Origin of the sequence: Dechloromonas hortensis (assembly GCF_009469765.1) — a bacterium.
In the GTDB taxonomy this organism is placed as follows: domain Bacteria; phylum Pseudomonadota; class Gammaproteobacteria; order Burkholderiales; family Rhodocyclaceae; genus Azonexus; species Azonexus hortensis.
In genome coordinates this window covers 1-15,345 of record NZ_SSSQ01000002.1, presented here as the reverse complement: position 1 = coordinate 15,345, position 15,345 = coordinate 1, and the positions used below count along the sequence as shown (strand labels likewise).

The 15,345-nt window shown below is 63.4% G+C and carries 14 protein-coding genes; 8 read left to right on the top strand and 6 right to left on the bottom strand.

Going from position 1 to position 15,345, the window contains the following annotated elements:
- Positions 1-47: 47 nt before the first annotated feature.
- From GH663_RS21410 to GH663_RS03375, 6 genes are all read right to left on the bottom strand, one after another.
- A complete protein-coding gene (locus GH663_RS21410) occupies positions 48-1,364 on the bottom strand; it encodes an ATP-binding cassette domain-containing protein (RefSeq protein WP_153130299.1) in 1,317 nt (438 codons plus the stop codon).
- Between the two features lie 13 nt (positions 1,365-1,377).
- Positions 1,378-2,139, bottom strand: coding sequence for an ABC transporter ATP-binding protein (locus GH663_RS03395; RefSeq protein ID WP_153130298.1), 762 nt, complete (start codon positions 2,137-2,139; stop codon positions 1,378-1,380).
- Position 2,140: 1 nt separating this feature from the next.
- Complete coding sequence (locus GH663_RS03390; protein ID WP_153130297.1) at positions 2,141-3,073, bottom strand: branched-chain amino acid ABC transporter permease; 933 nt, start codon at positions 3,071-3,073, stop codon at positions 2,141-2,143.
- A 2-nt stretch (positions 3,074-3,075) separates the two neighbouring features.
- Positions 3,076-3,954, bottom strand: a complete 879-nt coding sequence (locus tag GH663_RS03385; RefSeq protein ID WP_240481876.1) for a branched-chain amino acid ABC transporter permease — start codon at positions 3,952-3,954, stop codon at positions 3,076-3,078.
- 76 nt (positions 3,955-4,030) lie between these two features.
- On the bottom strand, positions 4,031-5,080 hold the full coding sequence (locus GH663_RS03380; protein ID WP_153130296.1) for a 2Fe-2S iron-sulfur cluster-binding protein: 1,050 nt from the start codon (positions 5,078-5,080) through the stop codon (positions 4,031-4,033).
- A gap of 104 nt (positions 5,081-5,184) precedes the next feature.
- Positions 5,185-6,213, bottom strand: coding sequence for a hypothetical protein (locus tag GH663_RS03375; protein ID WP_066886175.1), 1,029 nt, complete (start codon positions 6,211-6,213; stop codon positions 5,185-5,187).
- Positions 6,214-6,591: 378 nt separating this feature from the next.
- Here GH663_RS03375 and paaN point away from each other — a divergent pair, with 378 nt between their 5' ends.
- From paaN to GH663_RS03335, 8 genes are all read left to right on the top strand, one after another.
- Positions 6,592-8,259: a phenylacetic acid degradation protein PaaN gene (paaN, locus tag GH663_RS03370; RefSeq protein WP_153130295.1), complete on the top strand. Its 1,668-nt coding sequence runs from the start codon at positions 6,592-6,594 to the stop codon at positions 8,257-8,259.
- 105 nt (positions 8,260-8,364) lie between these two features.
- Positions 8,365-9,159 (top strand): 2-(1,2-epoxy-1,2-dihydrophenyl)acetyl-CoA isomerase PaaG, encoded by a 795-nt coding sequence (gene paaG, locus GH663_RS03365; RefSeq protein ID WP_153130294.1) that lies wholly within the window; start codon positions 8,365-8,367, stop codon positions 9,157-9,159.
- A gap of 61 nt (positions 9,160-9,220) precedes the next feature.
- On the top strand, positions 9,221-10,693 hold the full coding sequence (gene paaH / locus GH663_RS03360; protein ID WP_246181509.1) for a 3-hydroxyacyl-CoA dehydrogenase PaaH: 1,473 nt from the start codon (positions 9,221-9,223) through the stop codon (positions 10,691-10,693).
- Positions 10,686-11,150 (top strand): hydroxyphenylacetyl-CoA thioesterase PaaI, encoded by a 465-nt coding sequence (gene paaI, locus GH663_RS03355; protein ID WP_153130292.1) that lies wholly within the window; start codon positions 10,686-10,688, stop codon positions 11,148-11,150. Before paaH ends, paaI begins: the two co-directional genes overlap by 8 nt.
- Before the next feature lie 29 nt (positions 11,151-11,179).
- Positions 11,180-12,505 (top strand): phenylacetate--CoA ligase PaaK, encoded by a 1,326-nt coding sequence (paaK, locus tag GH663_RS03350; RefSeq protein ID WP_066886161.1) that lies wholly within the window; start codon positions 11,180-11,182, stop codon positions 12,503-12,505.
- Between the two features lie 101 nt (positions 12,506-12,606).
- Complete coding sequence (gene pcaF, locus GH663_RS03345; protein ID WP_153130291.1) at positions 12,607-13,812, top strand: 3-oxoadipyl-CoA thiolase; 1,206 nt, start codon at positions 12,607-12,609, stop codon at positions 13,810-13,812.
- 95 nt (positions 13,813-13,907) lie between these two features.
- Positions 13,908-15,053 carry an ABC transporter substrate-binding protein gene (locus GH663_RS03340; protein WP_153130290.1) on the top strand — a complete coding sequence of 382 codons (1,146 nt, stop codon included), beginning with the start codon at positions 13,908-13,910 and terminating at the stop codon, positions 15,051-15,053.
- A gap of 76 nt (positions 15,054-15,129) precedes the next feature.
- The coding region (locus GH663_RS03335; protein WP_211371051.1) for an enoyl-CoA hydratase-related protein at positions 15,130-15,345 on the top strand (216 nt) is incomplete at its 3' end.

Here is a 15,345-nt window from a genome sequence, read left to right as displayed (position 1 = left end):
CTGCCGCGGAGCGATCCAACCGGCAGGGGCCGACCTTTCAAGGCCGATCACATGCCGAGGTAGGCAGCGCGTACCTGCTCGTTGCTGATCAACTCCTGGCCGGTGCCGGTCAGCGTGATGTGGCCGGTTTCCAGCACATAGCCGCGGTCAGCGATAGCCAGCGCGGCGAAGGCATTCTGCTCAACGAGGAAGATGGTCATGCCCTGCGCCTTCAGCGTCTTGACGACATTGAAGACTTCTTCGACGAGCAGCGGTGCCAGCCCCATCGACGGTTCATCAAGCAGCAGCATCTTGGGCCGCCCCATCAATGCCCGGCCGATGGCCAGCATCTGCTGCTGGCCGCCGGACAGCGTACCGGCCGGCAAGGCCCGCTTTTCCTTGAGAATAGGGAACATCGCGAAGACCTTGTCGAGGTCGCCTTCGACTTGCCCTTTCGGCTGGGTGTAGGCACCGAGCCGCAGGTTGTCTTCGATACTGAGCGGTCCGAAGACCTGTCGCCCTTCCGGACTCTGGCAGATGCCGCGCCGCATGCGCAGGTCGGAACGCAGGTCGGAGATGTCCTCGCCGTCGAATGTGATGCGGCCGGCGCTCATCGGCTGGACACCGGACAAGGTGCGCAGGAAAGTCGTCTTGCCGGCGCCGTTGGCACCAACCAGCGCCACCAGTTCGCCCTTGCGCACTTCGAGGTCGATACCTTTCAGTGCCTTGATCCGGCCATAGCAGCTTTCCATGCCGGACACCGAGAGCAGGACTTCGCCGGCCCCGGGCGAAGCGCCCGGTTGCAGTTCGCCGGCACTGTGCGCGCCGAGGCCGATCGACTCCGGCGCCAGGCTGGCGATGCGGTGGAACAGTTCGCGGAATTCGGCCTTGGCCTTCTCGCCGAACAGCGGATCGTCGTTGTCGAGAAAGGCGCGGTCGATGCCCGACCAGTCTTCGGCACTGAGCACCTGCCGGGCCAGCGGCATGGCGTCTTTTTCCTCGCTGCGAATGTGGCCGCGCAGGCTCTGCGTATAGACGCGCAGCGCGGCGACGAATTCGGCATTGCCGACCGCCCCGCTCGCCGCCACAGCCAGCTTGTCGCGCAGGGCCTTGAGGTTTTCCGGGCCGTTGCGGTGCTCGGCCTGCAGGCGGTCGAGAATGGCCGCTGCCTCGGCGCTGCGCTGGCGCAGCACCGGGAACAGGTATTCGTCTTCCTTGGCGTGGTGGCAGCCGTCCATGAACTCCTCGATGTAATCGAAGATGGCGTTGAAGAAGGCCGGATCGACCTTGCTCCCCGCCTCCGCCTCGTCGGCCACCATGTCCATGGTGGTGGCGATGCGCCACAGGTTGCGATGTTCCTCGCTGATGATTCTGAGTGCTTCCATGTTCTTCCCCTGATCAGGCGTGGGCGCCCAAATATGCAGCGATGACGTCCGGATTCTTTCTCACTTCCTCGCCCGAGCCTTCGGCCAGTTTCTTGCCGTAGTCGAGCACCAGGATGCGGTCCGAGAGGTTCATCACCATTTTCATGTCGTGCTCGACCAGCACCACGGTGACGCCGGAATCGGCGATCTTGCGCACCAGGTGGTCGACCTCGATGGTCTCCTTCGGATTGAGGCCGGCCGCCGGTTCGTCGAGGAAGATCAGGCGCGGCTTCATGGCCAGGGCGCGGGCAATTTCCAGACGTTTCAGTGCGCCGTAGGACATCGCATCGGCACGCGCTTCGACGTATTTTTCCAGGCCGACGAAACGCATCAGCTCGGCCGCTTCAGCGCGCGTTTCGGCGTCGCGCCGCTTGAGGCCGGGGAAGCGCAGCGCCGCCTTGACCAGGTTGCGATCCAGCCGCAGGTGGGCGCCGACCATGACATTCTCGACCGCGCTCATATTCATGCAGATCTGCAGGTTCTGGAAAGTCCGCGCCACGCCGCGTGTCGCCAGTTCGTTCGGCGACTTGCCGTGGATGGCTTCGCCGTCGAGGCGGATTTCACCCGTCGTCGGCTTGTACACCCCGGTAATCAGGTTGAACAATGTCGTCTTGCCGGCGCCATTGGGGCCGATCACCGAATAGACGATGCCGGCATCGATGTTGAAGCTGACGTTCTGCACCGCCTTGACGCCACCGAAGTGGATGGAGAGGTCTTTTACTTGCAGCATGCTCATCTCACTCTCCCTTGCCGAACTTGGCGGCCAGCGTCGGGACCAAGCCCTTCGGCATGAAGATCATCGACAGCATCAGGATGGCGCCGAAGACCACCGTTTCCCAGCCTTCGAAAGTAGCCAGGGCCTGCGGCAGCGCGGTGAGCAGCACGGCGCCGACCAGCGAACCGTACACCGAGGCCATGCCGCCGATCACCACCATGGTGACCAGTTCGATGGAATGGAAGAAGTCGGCGAAGTTGGGGCTGACGAAACCGACGTAGTGCGCCGTGACGCTGCCCATCAGGCTGGCGAAGACGGCGGAGAGCACGAAGATCGCCACCTTGTAGCGGACGACATCGACGCCGACCACCTGCGAGGCGACTTCCGAACCATGCAGGGCGCGCAGCGCCCGGCCGAACGGCGAGTCGATCAGGTTCAGCGAAGCCCAGACGGAGACCGAGAGCAGCACCGCGACGACCCAGTACCACTGCTTGTCGCTGGAGAGCTCGAAGCCGAACAGGCCCATCCCCGGCACCGGCATGCCGTCCGGCCCGCCGGTCCATTGCGCTTCGTTGCGCAAGGCGATGTTGATGATGATGCCGAGACCGAGGGTCGCCATCGCCAGGTAATGCCCCTTCAGCTTGAAGATCGGCCGTGCCACCAGGCCGGCCAGCAGGCCGGTAGCGGCAGCCCCTGCCCCCATGGCGAGCAGCGGATGCCAGCCGAAGTGGGTCGGCAGCACCGCCGAGGCATAGGCGCCGATACCGAGGAAGCCGGCATGACCGAGGCTGATCTGGCCGGCAAAGCCGATCAGCAGGTTGAGGCCGAGGACGATCACGGCGTTGATCGCCATGCGCACCGCGAGGTCGAGGTAGAAGCTGTTGGGCAGCACGAAAGGCAGCACCAGCAGGATGGCAATGACTAGGTAGAGGCCGTTGTAGACACTTTTTTTCATGCTTACACCCGATCCGTCGATTTGCCGCCGAACAGGCCGCGCGGCATGAAGAAGAGGATGAACAGGATGAGCACGAACGGAATCGCATCCTTGTAGGCCGACGAGATGTAACCGGCCCCCATCGCTTCCAGGATGCCGACCAGCAGGCCGCCGACCACGGCGCCCAGGCCGTTGCCCAGGCCGCCGACGACCGCCGCGACGAAGCCCTTGAGGCCGAGCATGATGCCGACATCGTATGAGGTCAGCGTGATCGGCGTGATCAGGATGCCGCCCAGCGCGCCGAGCGCCGCCGACATCGCGAAGCTCATGAACAACACCCAGCTGGTGTTGATGCCGACCAGTTCGGCGGCTAGCCGGTTGTAGGAAGTGGCGAGCATGGCCTTGCCCTGCAGCGTGCGGTTGAAGAAGTACCAGAGCGCGACGACGACCAGGGCGGTGACGCCGAGCACCCACAGGCTTTGCGGCAGCAGCGTGGCGCCGAGCACCTCGATCGGCGCATCGCCGGAGAAAGCCGGCATGCTGTGCGTGCCCTTGCCGAAGATCACCGCCGTCAGACCGCGGATGACCAGCGAGGCACCGATGGTGATGATGATCAGCGTCACCGTCTCGGCGCCCTTGACCGGCTCGATCGCCAGTTTCTCGACCAGCACGCCGACAATGGCCGGCACGACGATGGCGAGCAGCAGCGCGACCGGCAGCGGCAGGCCCATCTGGGTGAAAAACACGGCGAGCATGCCGCCCAGCATGATGAACTCGCCCTGGGCGAAGTTGATCACGTTGCTGGCGTTGTAGATCAGCGTGAAGCCGAGTGCGGCCAGCGCGTAGGTGGCGCCAACCGTGATCCCGGAAAAGAGGAATTGCAGGAACTGGGCCAGCATCATGCCCTCCCAGCCTGTGGGCGTATCGTGTTCATGTCGTCTCCGTTGTATTTATTGGGGTATTCCGGCGGTCGACCGCTCAACTCGGCAATAAATGGTCGGCATCGGCCGTTACCGGCTGCTGCTGGGCGAAAAAGCCCTCGGTGTGGATCAGCCCGTCCTGGGCGCCCTGCTGTTTGACGGCGGCGACGCCGGCATCGACGAACTCGGGGCTGCCGGCAATGAAGATGGTGTGCTTCGACAAATCCTTGAATAGCTGCGGCAGCACGACATCGATGCGGCCTTTCAGGAAGCCCTCGGCCTCTTCACGGGTCAGCGTCACCTTGTAGTCGAAGTTGCGATGCTTGGTCCGCCACCAGGCCATCATGCCCTGGCTATAGACATCCTCGCGGGTCCGCGCCGAGAACAACATCGTCACCGGCTTCTTGAAACCGCGGCGCAGCGCCGCTTCGGCCAGCGCCAGCACGGGTGCCAGGCCGGTACCGGCGGCGATGCAGAGGACCGGCGTATCGACCGACGGATCGCCGATGAAGGTGCCGTAGGCGCCGGAGACCTTGACGCCTTCGCCGACGTTCAACTGGTCATGGACCCAGTTGCTGGTCACGCCGCCATCGGCGCGGGCAACCTGCAGCACCAGCTCGCCGTCGGGGCGCGGGGCATTGGAAATGGAATAGGCGCGGGCCGGGATATCGGCGCGCGGATTGCCGATCGTCACATACTGGCCGGGCCAGTAGCGGATCGGCTGGCCGACCGGACGCAGGCGCAGCTCGACGACGCGGTCGGCAATCTGTCTTTTATCGACGACGACGAACAGTGCGTCCTCGCGTGGCGGGAAGAGTTTTGGCTTGGCATCTTCGGTGCCCCATTCGATGGTCAGTTCCTCGGAAATCGGCTTGGCCATGCACATCAGGCCGAAACCCTGCTTGCGTTCGTCCTGCGACAGCGCCATGTCGAGCACCATGCCCTGGTCGAACTGACCGGACGTGACCTTGACCTTGCATTCGCCGCAAGCACCGGCGCGACAGTTGTTGGGCAGGGCATAACCCGCCTTTTCGAGCGCCATCAAAACGGTATCGCCATAGGCACAATCGACCGACTTGCCGGACGGTTGCATGATGATACGAGCCATTTGTCTTCCCCTTTATTTGTCTTGGTTTCTCTGTTGCGGCAAGGCCGGCACCCTTGTTCGGGGCGCCGGCCGGAGCAATTGCTGCTATTGCATCAATTCAGGTCTCAGAAGACCGGAATGATGTCTTCCATGTCGATTTCGCTGACTTCCTGGCCGGTAATGCCGACTTCCGGGATGGCCGGGAACGGAATGTTGTAGCGGTCGAGCACGCCCTTCAGGTTGATCATCGCGTTTTTCCAGTTTTCCAGCTTGGCTTCGTAGCTCGGGATGCCGAAACCGGCGCCGCGGGCCACTTCCTCGCCTTCACGCTGGTTGGCGATGAAGTCTTCCGGCAGGTCCCAGAATTCCATCGGCGGCTCGAACAGCACGGCCGACAGGAACAGGTAGCCGGCGCGGATCTGCTTGGTGACGACGGCCTTGGTCTCTTCCTTGAGGCCCGGGTAATCGCGTTCCATCACCGCCATGCAGATCGCCATGTGGCGGCCTTCGTCGCGGCCGATGTTCTTGAAGCCTTCCTTGAAGACGGCTTCACGGGAGTTGTCGAACATCTGCTTGAAGATGGTGGCGGCAGCGATTTCGCCCATCAGGAAGGAGCTGAACAGCACGGCCAGGTCGTACTTCGGCACGGCCTGCTTGTAGCCGGTCCAGTAGCGGGCGCCGTTGAAGTACAGCCATTTGACGTTCTTCTGCAGGCGACGACCGAGGTCGGTCTTCGGCTCGTAGGTGATCGGGTCCGGATGGCCGAGCAGCTTGGTGATGGCCAGGCCGCACATGATTTCGTGGTTCTGCTCGTCGCGGGTCACCGAGAAGAAGCATTTGCGAACCGGATCTTCCTCATGCACTTCATAGGTCTTGATCAGCGCTTCGGCGAAGACCGGCGGGGCCGAGGCGTCGAACACCGAGAGCAGGCTCCACCAGTAGGCGATGGATTCGCGCTCTTCCCAGGTGTAGCTGTCTACATCCAGCGTATCCCAGGGCAGCTTTTCCGGATCCCAGTTCTCACGCAGCGAGGCTTCCCAGACTTCCTGCAGCTTCTTGGTCTTGCTGTTCCAGGACAGCGGATAGATGTTGGGCTGCTGGATTTCCGGCGGGAATTCCATCTTGTCGGCAAAACGTTCCTTGTTGCTAGCCATGTCTCTGTCTCCTCTAGGTAGGAATTTAATCATCAGGTTGATCTGCCACCCGACAGGGCGTGTGGCGTTGGTTGAATAATGATACCGATGAATACGATGTGTCAACATTTTTTGTATCGTATCGTTAAAAATTTCATGGGGAACAAATTCCTCATTTCAGAATACTCAAACAACACATCAAATTTAAAATTCGTATCTATTTGTTTTTTTGTATAAATTATCTTTCTTCGTAATCTTTTTCTCTAAACGGAATACGAAAACAGTGTATTTTTTACGATACTTTTGTTTGACAAAAATAAACTTAGTTCGTATCGTGCAAGTAGATTGGTGCTGCCCGGCGCACACCTGACAAAGAACAACGCCTCCATGGAGATACCGATGTCCGTTCAACTACTCGAAAAGCACCGCGCCACGCTCGACGGCGCCCTCAATGCCATCCACACCCGTGGTTACTGGTCGGCCTATAACGAGATGCCCAGCCCGAAGACTTACGGTGAAACGGCAGCCGAAGATGGCAAGCAAGCGTTCGATGCCCATCTTGGCCGGCAGTTCGAACTGAATCAGCCGGGCCAGACCGGCTGGCTGGGTGGCGAACAGTCGCCCTACGGCATCGATCTCAATGTGCAATACCCGGTCTGCGACCACGAAGCGCTGATCGCCGCCGGCCAGCAGGCAATGACCGGCTGGCAGAAGGCCGGCAGCGAAGGCCGCACCGGCATCTGCCTGGAAATTCTCGATCGCCTGAACAAACAGAGCTTCGAACTGGCCCATTCGGTGATGATGACTACCGGCCAGGGCTGGATGATGGCTTTTCAGGCCGGTGCGCCGCACGCCCAGGACCGCGGCCTCGAAGCCGTCGCCTACGCCTATCGTGAAATGAAGTTCGTGCCCGGCGAAACGACCTGGGAAAAGCCGCAGGGCAAGAACCCGCCGCTGGTCATGAAGAAGCACTTCGAACTGGTCGGCCACGGCGTCGGCGTCGTCGTCGGCTGCGGCACCTTCCCGACCTGGAACACCTACCCCGGCCTGTTCGCCGCGCTCGCCACCGGCAACGCCGTGATCGTCAAACCGCACAGCAATGCCATCCTGCCGGCTGCGATCACCGTCCGCACCATCCGCGCCGTGCTCGCCGAAAACGGCATCGATCCCAACCTGGTCACGCTGTGCGTCGCCGACCAGCGCGAAACGACACAAAAGCTGGTCACCCACCCGGCCGTCAAATCGATCGACTTCACCGGCGGCAACGTCTTCGGCCAGTGGCTGATCGACAATTGCCGCCAGGCCCGCGTCTATGCCGAGCTGGCTGGCGTGAACAACATCGTCATCGACTCGACCGACGCCTACAAGCCGATGCTGCGCAACCTGGCCTTCACGCTGTCGCTGTACTCGGGTCAGATGTGCACCACCTCGCAGGCCATCTTCGTGCCGGCCGGCGGCATCGAGACGGAAGACGGTCACAAGTCCTACGACGACGTCTGCGCCGATCTGGCCCGCGCCGTCTCCGGCTTCCTGAGCAAGCCGGAAGTCGCCCTCGCCGTGCTCGGCGCCGTACAGTCGGCCGATACCCTGAAGCGCATCAACGAGGCCGACAGCGGCGCACTGGGCAAGGTCATCCTTGCCTCGACCAAACTCGACAACCCGGACTTCCCGAAATCGGAAGTACGCACCCCGGTCCTGCTCGCCTGTGACGCCGCCGACGAGAAGGCCTATATGGAAGAGCGCTTCGGCCCGATCAGCTTCATCGTCAAGGTGGCCGACACCGCCGCCGCCATCGCGCTGTCCGAACGCATTATTGCCACCCACGGCGCGTTGACCGCCGGCATCTACTCGACCAAGGCCGACGTGCTCGACGCGATGACTGCCGCCACCATGCGTTCCAAGGTCGCCCTGTCGATCAACCTGACCGGTGGCGTCTTCGTCAATCAGTCGGCCGCCTACTCCGACTACCACGGCACCGGCGGCAACCCGGCCGCCAACGCCTCCTACGCCGACGCTGCCTTTGTCGCCAACCGCTTCTGCGTTGTGCAGCGCCGCTACCACGTATGACCTCTGACGCCGTCATTCCCGCGCAGGCGGGAATCCGGAAACCTCTGGGTCCCCGCCTACGCGGGGACGACGATCCGAGTTGCAATGTCATGAAGAAAGCTAACGATGAACTTTGAAACCATCACCTTCACCGTCGACGCCGGCATCGCCCGCCTGACCCTGAACCGTCCGGACAAGCTGAACAGCTTCAATACCGAGATGCACGCCGAGCTGCGTGTCGCCCTCGACCATATCCAAGACAACAAGAACATCCGCGTCCTGGTCCTCAGCGGTGCCGGCCGCGCCTTCTGCGCCGGCCAGGACCTCGCCGACCGCGCCATGCAGATGGTGGACGGCAAGATGCCGGATATCGGCAATGTCGTCGAAGCCAACTACAAGCCGCTCGTGCTGCGCCTGCAGAACCTGCGCGTACCGACCATCGCCGCCGTCAATGGCATCGCCGCCGGCGCCGGCGCCTCGGTCGCGCTGGCCTGCGACCTGGTCGTCGCCACCAAGTCCGCCTCCTTCCTGCAAGCCTTTTCCAAGATCGGCCTGATTCCGGATACCGGCGGCACCTGGTTCCTGCCGCAACGCGTCGGCATGGCCCGCGCCATGGGCCTCGCCCTGCTGGCCGACAAGCTGTCGGCCGAGAAGGCCGCCGACTGGGGCCTGATCTGGCAATGCGTCGAGGATGCCGAATTCACTGCTGCGGTCGACGCGCTGGCCAAGCAACTTTCCACCGCCCCGACCAAGGCCTTGGTCCGCACTCGCCAGGCCATGCATGCCGCCCCCGGCCACACGCTGGAACAGCAATTGTCGATGGAAGGCGGCTTCATGCGCGAGCTGGGCTGGAGCCCGGACTACGCCGAGGGCGTGGCCGCCTTCATGGCCAAGCGTGCGCCAGATTTCACCGGAGAGTGAACGCGTGAGTCATCCACCCCTGCCCCAACAGGCCATCGTCGCTGTCGTCGGTACCGGCGCCATGGGGGCCGGCATCGCCCAGATCGCGGCGGCCGCCGGCCACATGGTCAAGCTGCTCGACAACCGGCCCGGTGCCGCCGAACAGGCCATCCACGGCATTCGCGCCCAATTCGCCAAGCTCGCCGAAAAAGGCAAGCTCAGTGCCGAAGCGGCGCTGGCCGCCGGCACCCGCCTGGTCGCCGCGCAAAGCCTGGCCGACCTGGCCGATGCCGCGCTGGTCGTCGAAGCCATCGTCGAAAATCTCGAAGCCAAGCAGACGCTGTACAGCGATCTCGAAGCCATCGTCAGTGCCGACTGCATTTTCGGCACCAACACCTCGTCGATTTCGGTGACCGCCATCGGCGCCAAATTGAAGCGCCCCGAACGCCTGGCCGGCCTGCATTTCTTCAATCCGGCGCCGCTGATGGCGCTGGTCGAGATCGTCTCCGGCCTCGCCACCGAGCGTTCGGTCGCCGACACCCTGTTCGCCACCGCCGCCGCCTGGGGCAAGACCCCGGTCCATGCCAAGTCGACGCCCGGCTTCATCGTCAATCGCGTCGCCCGCCCCTACTACGCCGAAGCGCTGCGCCTGGCCCAGGAAGGCGCCGCCGACTACGCCACCATCGACGCCGTGATGCGCGAGGCCGGCGGTTTCCGCATGGGGCCGTTCGAACTGATGGACATGATCGGCCACGACGTCAATTTCGCCGTGACCAATTCCGTCTGGCGCGCCTTCTACAACGACCAACGCTTCCTGCCTTCGCTGATCCAGCAGGAACTGGTCGATGCCGGCTTCTACGGCAAGAAGACGGGCCGCGGCTTCTACGACTACCGCGAAGGCGCCGTCAAGCCCGAGCCGCAAAGCGAAGCACCGCAAACGCCGGCCGGCAAAATCACCGTTTTTGGCGAGTCGACCGCAGCGGAATGCCTGGTCGAGCGTCTGCAACTGAGCAGCCTTTCCTTCAGCCGTGCTCCGGATACCGACGGCCGCATCGCCGAAATCGGTCGCGCCGCGCTTTACGTCACCGATGGCCGCAGCGCGACGCAACGCGCCGCTGAATCCGGCGTCGCCAATACCGTGCTGATCGACCTCGCCCTCGACTACGGCAAGGCCACCCGCCTCGCCATCGCCGCCGCCGAACAGTGCGAAGCCGCTGCCATTTCGGCCGCCGTCGGCCTGTTGCAGGCAGCCGGTTACGCCGTCTCCCGCTTCCTCGACATTCACGGACTGGCCGTCATGCGCACCGTCGCCATGCTGGCCAACGAAGCGGCCGACGCGGTTAACCAGGGCGTCTGCTCGGAAGGCGCCGCCGATTCGGCAATGCGCCTCGGCGTCAATTATCCGCAGGGGCCGCTGGCCTGGGCCGATGCCGTCGGCGTCGCCGCCATCCGCGACGTACTGGCCAATCTCGGCGCCAGCTACGGCGAGGACCGCTACCGCATTTCGCCGTTGATCCAGCGTGCCGTCTGCGCCGGAAGGAAGATCCATGACTGAACACAAGCTCAACCCGGCCGAGGCACAAGCCCTGGCCGAAGCCACCGCCGAAGCGATGTTTTCCCGCGACCGTGCCGCCCAGGCGCTCGGTATCAAAATCGTCCGCGTCCAGCCCGGCGCCTCGCTGCTGACCATGGCGGTCCGCGGCGACATGGTCAACGGCCACCACATCTGCCACGGCGGCATGATCTTCAGCCTGGCCGACACCGCTTTCGCCTATGCCTGCAACAGCTATAACAAGACCACCGTCGCCTCGGCCTGCCACATCGATTTCCTGGCTCCGGCCAAGGAAGGCGAAACGCTGGAAGCCGAAGCCGTCGAACAATCGGCGGCCGGCCGCACCGGCGTCTATGACATCACCGTGCGCACGACGCACGGCAAGACCATCGCCCTCTTCCGGGGCAAGAGCTATCGTATCAGCGGCGAAGTGATCGCCGGCCTGCAACAGGCCGACTGAGCCGACCAGACATAACAGAGGAGACAACCATGACCGTCAAAAAACCCCTGCCCGGCGACCTCGAGCCGATCGAAACGGCCAGCCGCGACGAGATTTCGGCGCTGCAACTGGAGCGCCTGAAGTGGTCGGTGCGCCACACCTACGACAACGTCGAGCCGTACCGCAAGAAGTGCGAAGCCAAGGGCGTGCACCCGGACGACCTGAAGACGCTGAGCGATCTGAGCAAGTTCCCGTTCATGACCAAGCTCGACCTGCGCGACAACTACCCGTTCGGGCTGTTCGCCGTGCCGCGCAACAAGCTGGCCCGTCTGCATGCATCGTCCGGCACGACCGGCAAGTCGGTGGTCGTCGGCTACACCAAGAACGACCTCGACAACTGGGCCAATGTCGTCGCCCGCTCGATCCGCGCCGCTGGCGGCCGGGCCGGTGACATGGTCCATGTCGCCTACGGTTACGGCATGTTCACCGGCGGCCTCGGCGCCCACTACGGCGCCGAGCGCGCCGGCTGCATCGCCGTGCCGATGTCCGGCGGCCAGACCGAGAAGCAGGTCCAGCAGATCATGGACTTCAAGCCGGAAATCATCATGGTCACCCCGTCCTACTCGCTGGTCATCGCCGAGGAATTCGAACGCCTGGGCATCAAGCCCGAGGAAATCTCGCTGAAGGTCGGCATCTTCGGCGCCGAGCCCTGGGGCGAAGGCATGCGCCACGAGATCGAGAAGAAGCTCGGCATCGACGCCATCGACATCTACGGCCTGACCGAAGTCATGGGCCCCGGCGTCGCCTGCGAATGCATCGAGACCAAGGACGGCCCGGTGATCTGGGAAGACCATTTCTACCCGGAAATCATCGACCCGGAAACCGGCGAAGTGCTGCCCGACGGTTCCGAAGGCGAACTGGTCTTCACCTCGCTGACCAAGGAAGCCTTTCCGGTCATCCGCTACCGTACCCGCGACCTGACCCGCCTGCTGCCGCCGACCGCCCGCTCCTTCCGCCGCATCGGCAAGCTGACCGGCCGTTCCGACGACATGTTGATCATCCGCGGTGTCAATGTCTTCCCGACCCAGATCGAAGAGCAGATCCTGCGTGACGCCCGCCTGGCCGGCAATTACCAGGTCGTCGTCACCCGCGACGGGCACATGGACAACCTGGAAGTGCGCTGCGAAGTCCAGCGCGAACTGTCCGGCAAGCTGGCGCCGGTCGAAATCCAGGCCATTTCCAAGGAGCTGCAGCACCGCATCAAGACCATCATCGGCGTGTCGACCAAGATCACCGTGATGGAATTCGACGCCATCCCGCGCACCCAGGTCGGCAAGGCCAAGCGTGTGCTCGACGAACGCCCGAAGCGCGACTGAGAACACCCTATTTGCCGTCGTTCCCGCGCAGGCGGGAACCCAGAAAGGACGCTGGATCCCCGCCTGCGCGGGGATGACCGTCAAAAGCTGAAAGGATTTTCATGACTCAAGCCTTTATCTGCGACGCCATCCGTACCCCGATCGGCCGCTACGGTGGCGCCCTCAGTGGCGTGCGTGCCGACGACCTCGGCGCCATCCCGCTCAAGGCGCTGATGGAACGCAACCCGCAGGTCGACTGGACGGCCGTCGACGACATCATCTACGGCTGCGCCAACCAGGCCGGCGAAGACAACCGCAACGTCGCCCGCATGTCCGGCCTGTTGGCCGGCCTGCCGATCGAGGTGCCGGGCACCACGGTGAACCGCCTGTGCGGCTCCGGCATGGATGCGGTCGGCCTCGCTGCCCGTTCGATCAAGGCCGGCGAAACCCGGCTGATGATCGCCGGCGGCGTCGAAAGCATGTCGCGCGCCCCGTTCGTCATGGGCAAGGCGGAATCCGCCTTCTCGCGCAGCGCCGCGATCTACGACACGACCATCGGCTGGCGCTTCGCCAACCCGTTGATGAAGAAGCTCTACGACACGCATTCGATGCCGCAGACGGCCGACAACGTCGCCGAAGAGTTCAAGATCAACCGGGCCGACCAGGATGCCTTCGCCGTCCGTTCGCAGCAGCGCTGGGGCGCCGCGAATGCCGCCGGCCGCTTTGCCGACGAACTGGTGCCGGTAGTCATCGCCCAGAAGAAGGGCGAGCCGAAAGTCGTCACCACCGACGAGCATCCGCGGCCGGAAACCACCGTTGATATGCTGGCCAAGCTGAAGGGCGTCAATGGCCCGGAACTGTCGGTGACCGCCGGCAACGCCTCCGGCGTCAATGACGGCGCCTGCGCCCTGCTCATCGCCTCGGAAGCCGCCGCCAGTCAGTATGGCCTCAAGCCGCTGGCCCGCGTCGTCGGCATGGCGACGGCCGGCGTGCCGCCCCGCATCATGGGTTTCGGCCCCGCCCCCGCCGTGCGCAAGGTACTGGCCCAGACCCGCCTGACCCTGGCCGACATGGACGTCATCGAACTCAACGAAGCCTTCGCCGCCCAGGCGCTGGCCGTGCTGCGCGATCTCGGCCTGGCCGACGACGCGGCACACGTGAATCCCAACGGCGGTGCCATCGCCCTCGGCCACCCGCTCGGCATGAGCGGCGCCCGGCTGGTGACTACCGCCGCCTATGAACTCAAACGCCGTGGCGGCCGCTACGCCCTGTGCACCATGTGTATCGGTGTCGGGCAAGGCATCGCCATGGTGATCGAGCGTATTTGACGTACCGGCGTCATTCCCGGCTTGACCGGGAATGACAGAAACACAACAAGTTTTACCGCAGTAACAGACAACAACCCCGTGGAGGAGACAAACCCATGAAACACACAATGAAGAAGCTCGTTGCCGGTACCGCCCTGGTCGTCGGCGCCTTTGCTGCCATTGCTGCCGAGCCGATCAAGATCGGTTCCGTGCTGTCCGTCACCGGCCCGGCCGCCTTCCTCGGCGACCCGGAACTGAAGACGCTGCAGATGTATGTCGACGACCTCAACAAGAAGGGCGGCGTCCTCGGTCGCCAGTTGCAACTGGTCCATTACGACGACGGCAGCGATGCCAACAAGGCCAACGGCTTCGCCAAGCGCCTGATCGACGACGACAAGGTCGATATCCTGGTCGGCGGCACCACCACCGGCGCCACGATGTCGATGGTGCCGCTGGCCGAGAAGTCCGGCACCCCCTTCATCTCGCTGGCAGGTGCGGTCGTCATCGTCGAGCCGGTCAAGAAGTTCGTCTTCAAGACGCCGCACACCGACCGCATGGCCGCCGAAAAGGTTTTCGAGGACATGAAGAAGCGCGGTATCAGCAAGGTGGCGCTGCTTTCCGAAACCTCCGGTTTCGGCCAGTCCGGCAAGAAGGAAACCGAGGCGGTTGCCGGCAAGTACGGCGTCACGCTGGTCGCCAACGAAACCTACGGTCCGAAGGACACCGATATCAGCCCGCAGCTGACCAAGATCAAGAACACCGCCGGCGTCCAAGCCGTCTTCGTCTTCGGTCTCGGCCAGGGTCCGGCCATCGTCACCAAGAACTACAAGCAACTGGGCATCACGCTACCGCTCTATCAGTCGCACGGCGTCGCTTCCGACGAATTCCTGAAGCTGGCCGGCCCGGCGGCCGAAGGCGTCCGCCTGCCCTCGCCGGCCCAGCTGATTCCCGAGAAACTGGCCGCCAACGACCCGCAGAAACCGATCGTCACCGCCTATGACAAGGCCTACAAGGCCCAGTACAAGCAGGATGTGTCGACATTCGGCGGTTATGCCTACGACGGCCTGATGCTGGCGGTCGACGCCATGAAACGGGCAAATTCCACCGACAAGGCCAAGGTCCGCGACGCGCTCGAAGCGACCAAGGGTTTCGTCGGCACCAGCGGCACTTTCAATATGTCGGCCACCGACCACATGGGCCTCGACCTCTCAGCCTTCCGCATGCTGGAAGTCAAGGGCGGCGACTGGACCATTTCCCAGTAAGCCGGCTCAAAGAACGCCACAACCCCTGCAGCAACTTCGGGCCGCTTTCGGGCGGCCATTTTTTTGGAGAGCAGACATGACTCAAGTAGTTCTGGTTGAAACCATCGGCAAGGTCGGCCTGATCCGCATCAATCGCCCGGAAGCGATGAATGCGCTGAACAACGACGTGGTCGATGGCATCGGTGCCGCGATCGATACCCTCGAAGCCGATGACCACATCGGTTGCATCGTCATCACCGGCAATGAAAAAGCCTTCGCCGCCGGGGCCGACATCGGCTTCATGAAGGATTTC

Bases quoted from the DNA above. Each gene is read 5' to 3' on its own strand.
- GH663_RS03395 (WP_153130298.1), bottom strand. From the start codon at position 2,139: ATGAGCATGCTGCAAGTAAAAGACCTCTCCATCCACTTCGGTGGCGTC.
- paaG (WP_153130294.1), top strand. From the start codon at position 8,365: ATGAACTTTGAAACCATCACCTTCACCGTCGACGCCGGCATCGCCCGC.
- GH663_RS03380 (WP_153130296.1), bottom strand. From the start codon at position 5,080: ATGGCTCGTATCATCATGCAACCGTCCGGCAAGTCGGTCGATTGTGCC.
- GH663_RS03385 (WP_240481876.1), bottom strand. From the start codon at position 3,954: ATGATGCTGGCCCAGTTCCTGCAATTCCTCTTTTCCGGGATCACGGTT.
- paaK (WP_066886161.1), top strand. From the start codon at position 11,180: ATGACCGTCAAAAAACCCCTGCCCGGCGACCTCGAGCCGATCGAAACG.
- GH663_RS21410 (WP_153130299.1), bottom strand. From the start codon at position 1,364: ATGGAAGCACTCAGAATCATCAGCGAGGAACATCGCAACCTGTGGCGC.
- pcaF (WP_153130291.1), top strand. From the start codon at position 12,607: ATGACTCAAGCCTTTATCTGCGACGCCATCCGTACCCCGATCGGCCGC.
- GH663_RS03340 (WP_153130290.1), top strand. From the start codon at position 13,908: ATGAAACACACAATGAAGAAGCTCGTTGCCGGTACCGCCCTGGTCGTC.
- GH663_RS03390 (WP_153130297.1), bottom strand. From the start codon at position 3,073: ATGAAAAAAAGTGTCTACAACGGCCTCTACCTAGTCATTGCCATCCTG.
- paaN (WP_153130295.1), top strand. From the start codon at position 6,592: ATGTCCGTTCAACTACTCGAAAAGCACCGCGCCACGCTCGACGGCGCC.
- GH663_RS03375 (WP_066886175.1), bottom strand. From the start codon at position 6,213: ATGGCTAGCAACAAGGAACGTTTTGCCGACAAGATGGAATTCCCGCCG.
- paaH (WP_246181509.1), top strand. From the start codon at position 9,221: ATGGGGGCCGGCATCGCCCAGATCGCGGCGGCCGCCGGCCACATGGTC.
- paaI (WP_153130292.1), top strand. From the start codon at position 10,686: ATGACTGAACACAAGCTCAACCCGGCCGAGGCACAAGCCCTGGCCGAA.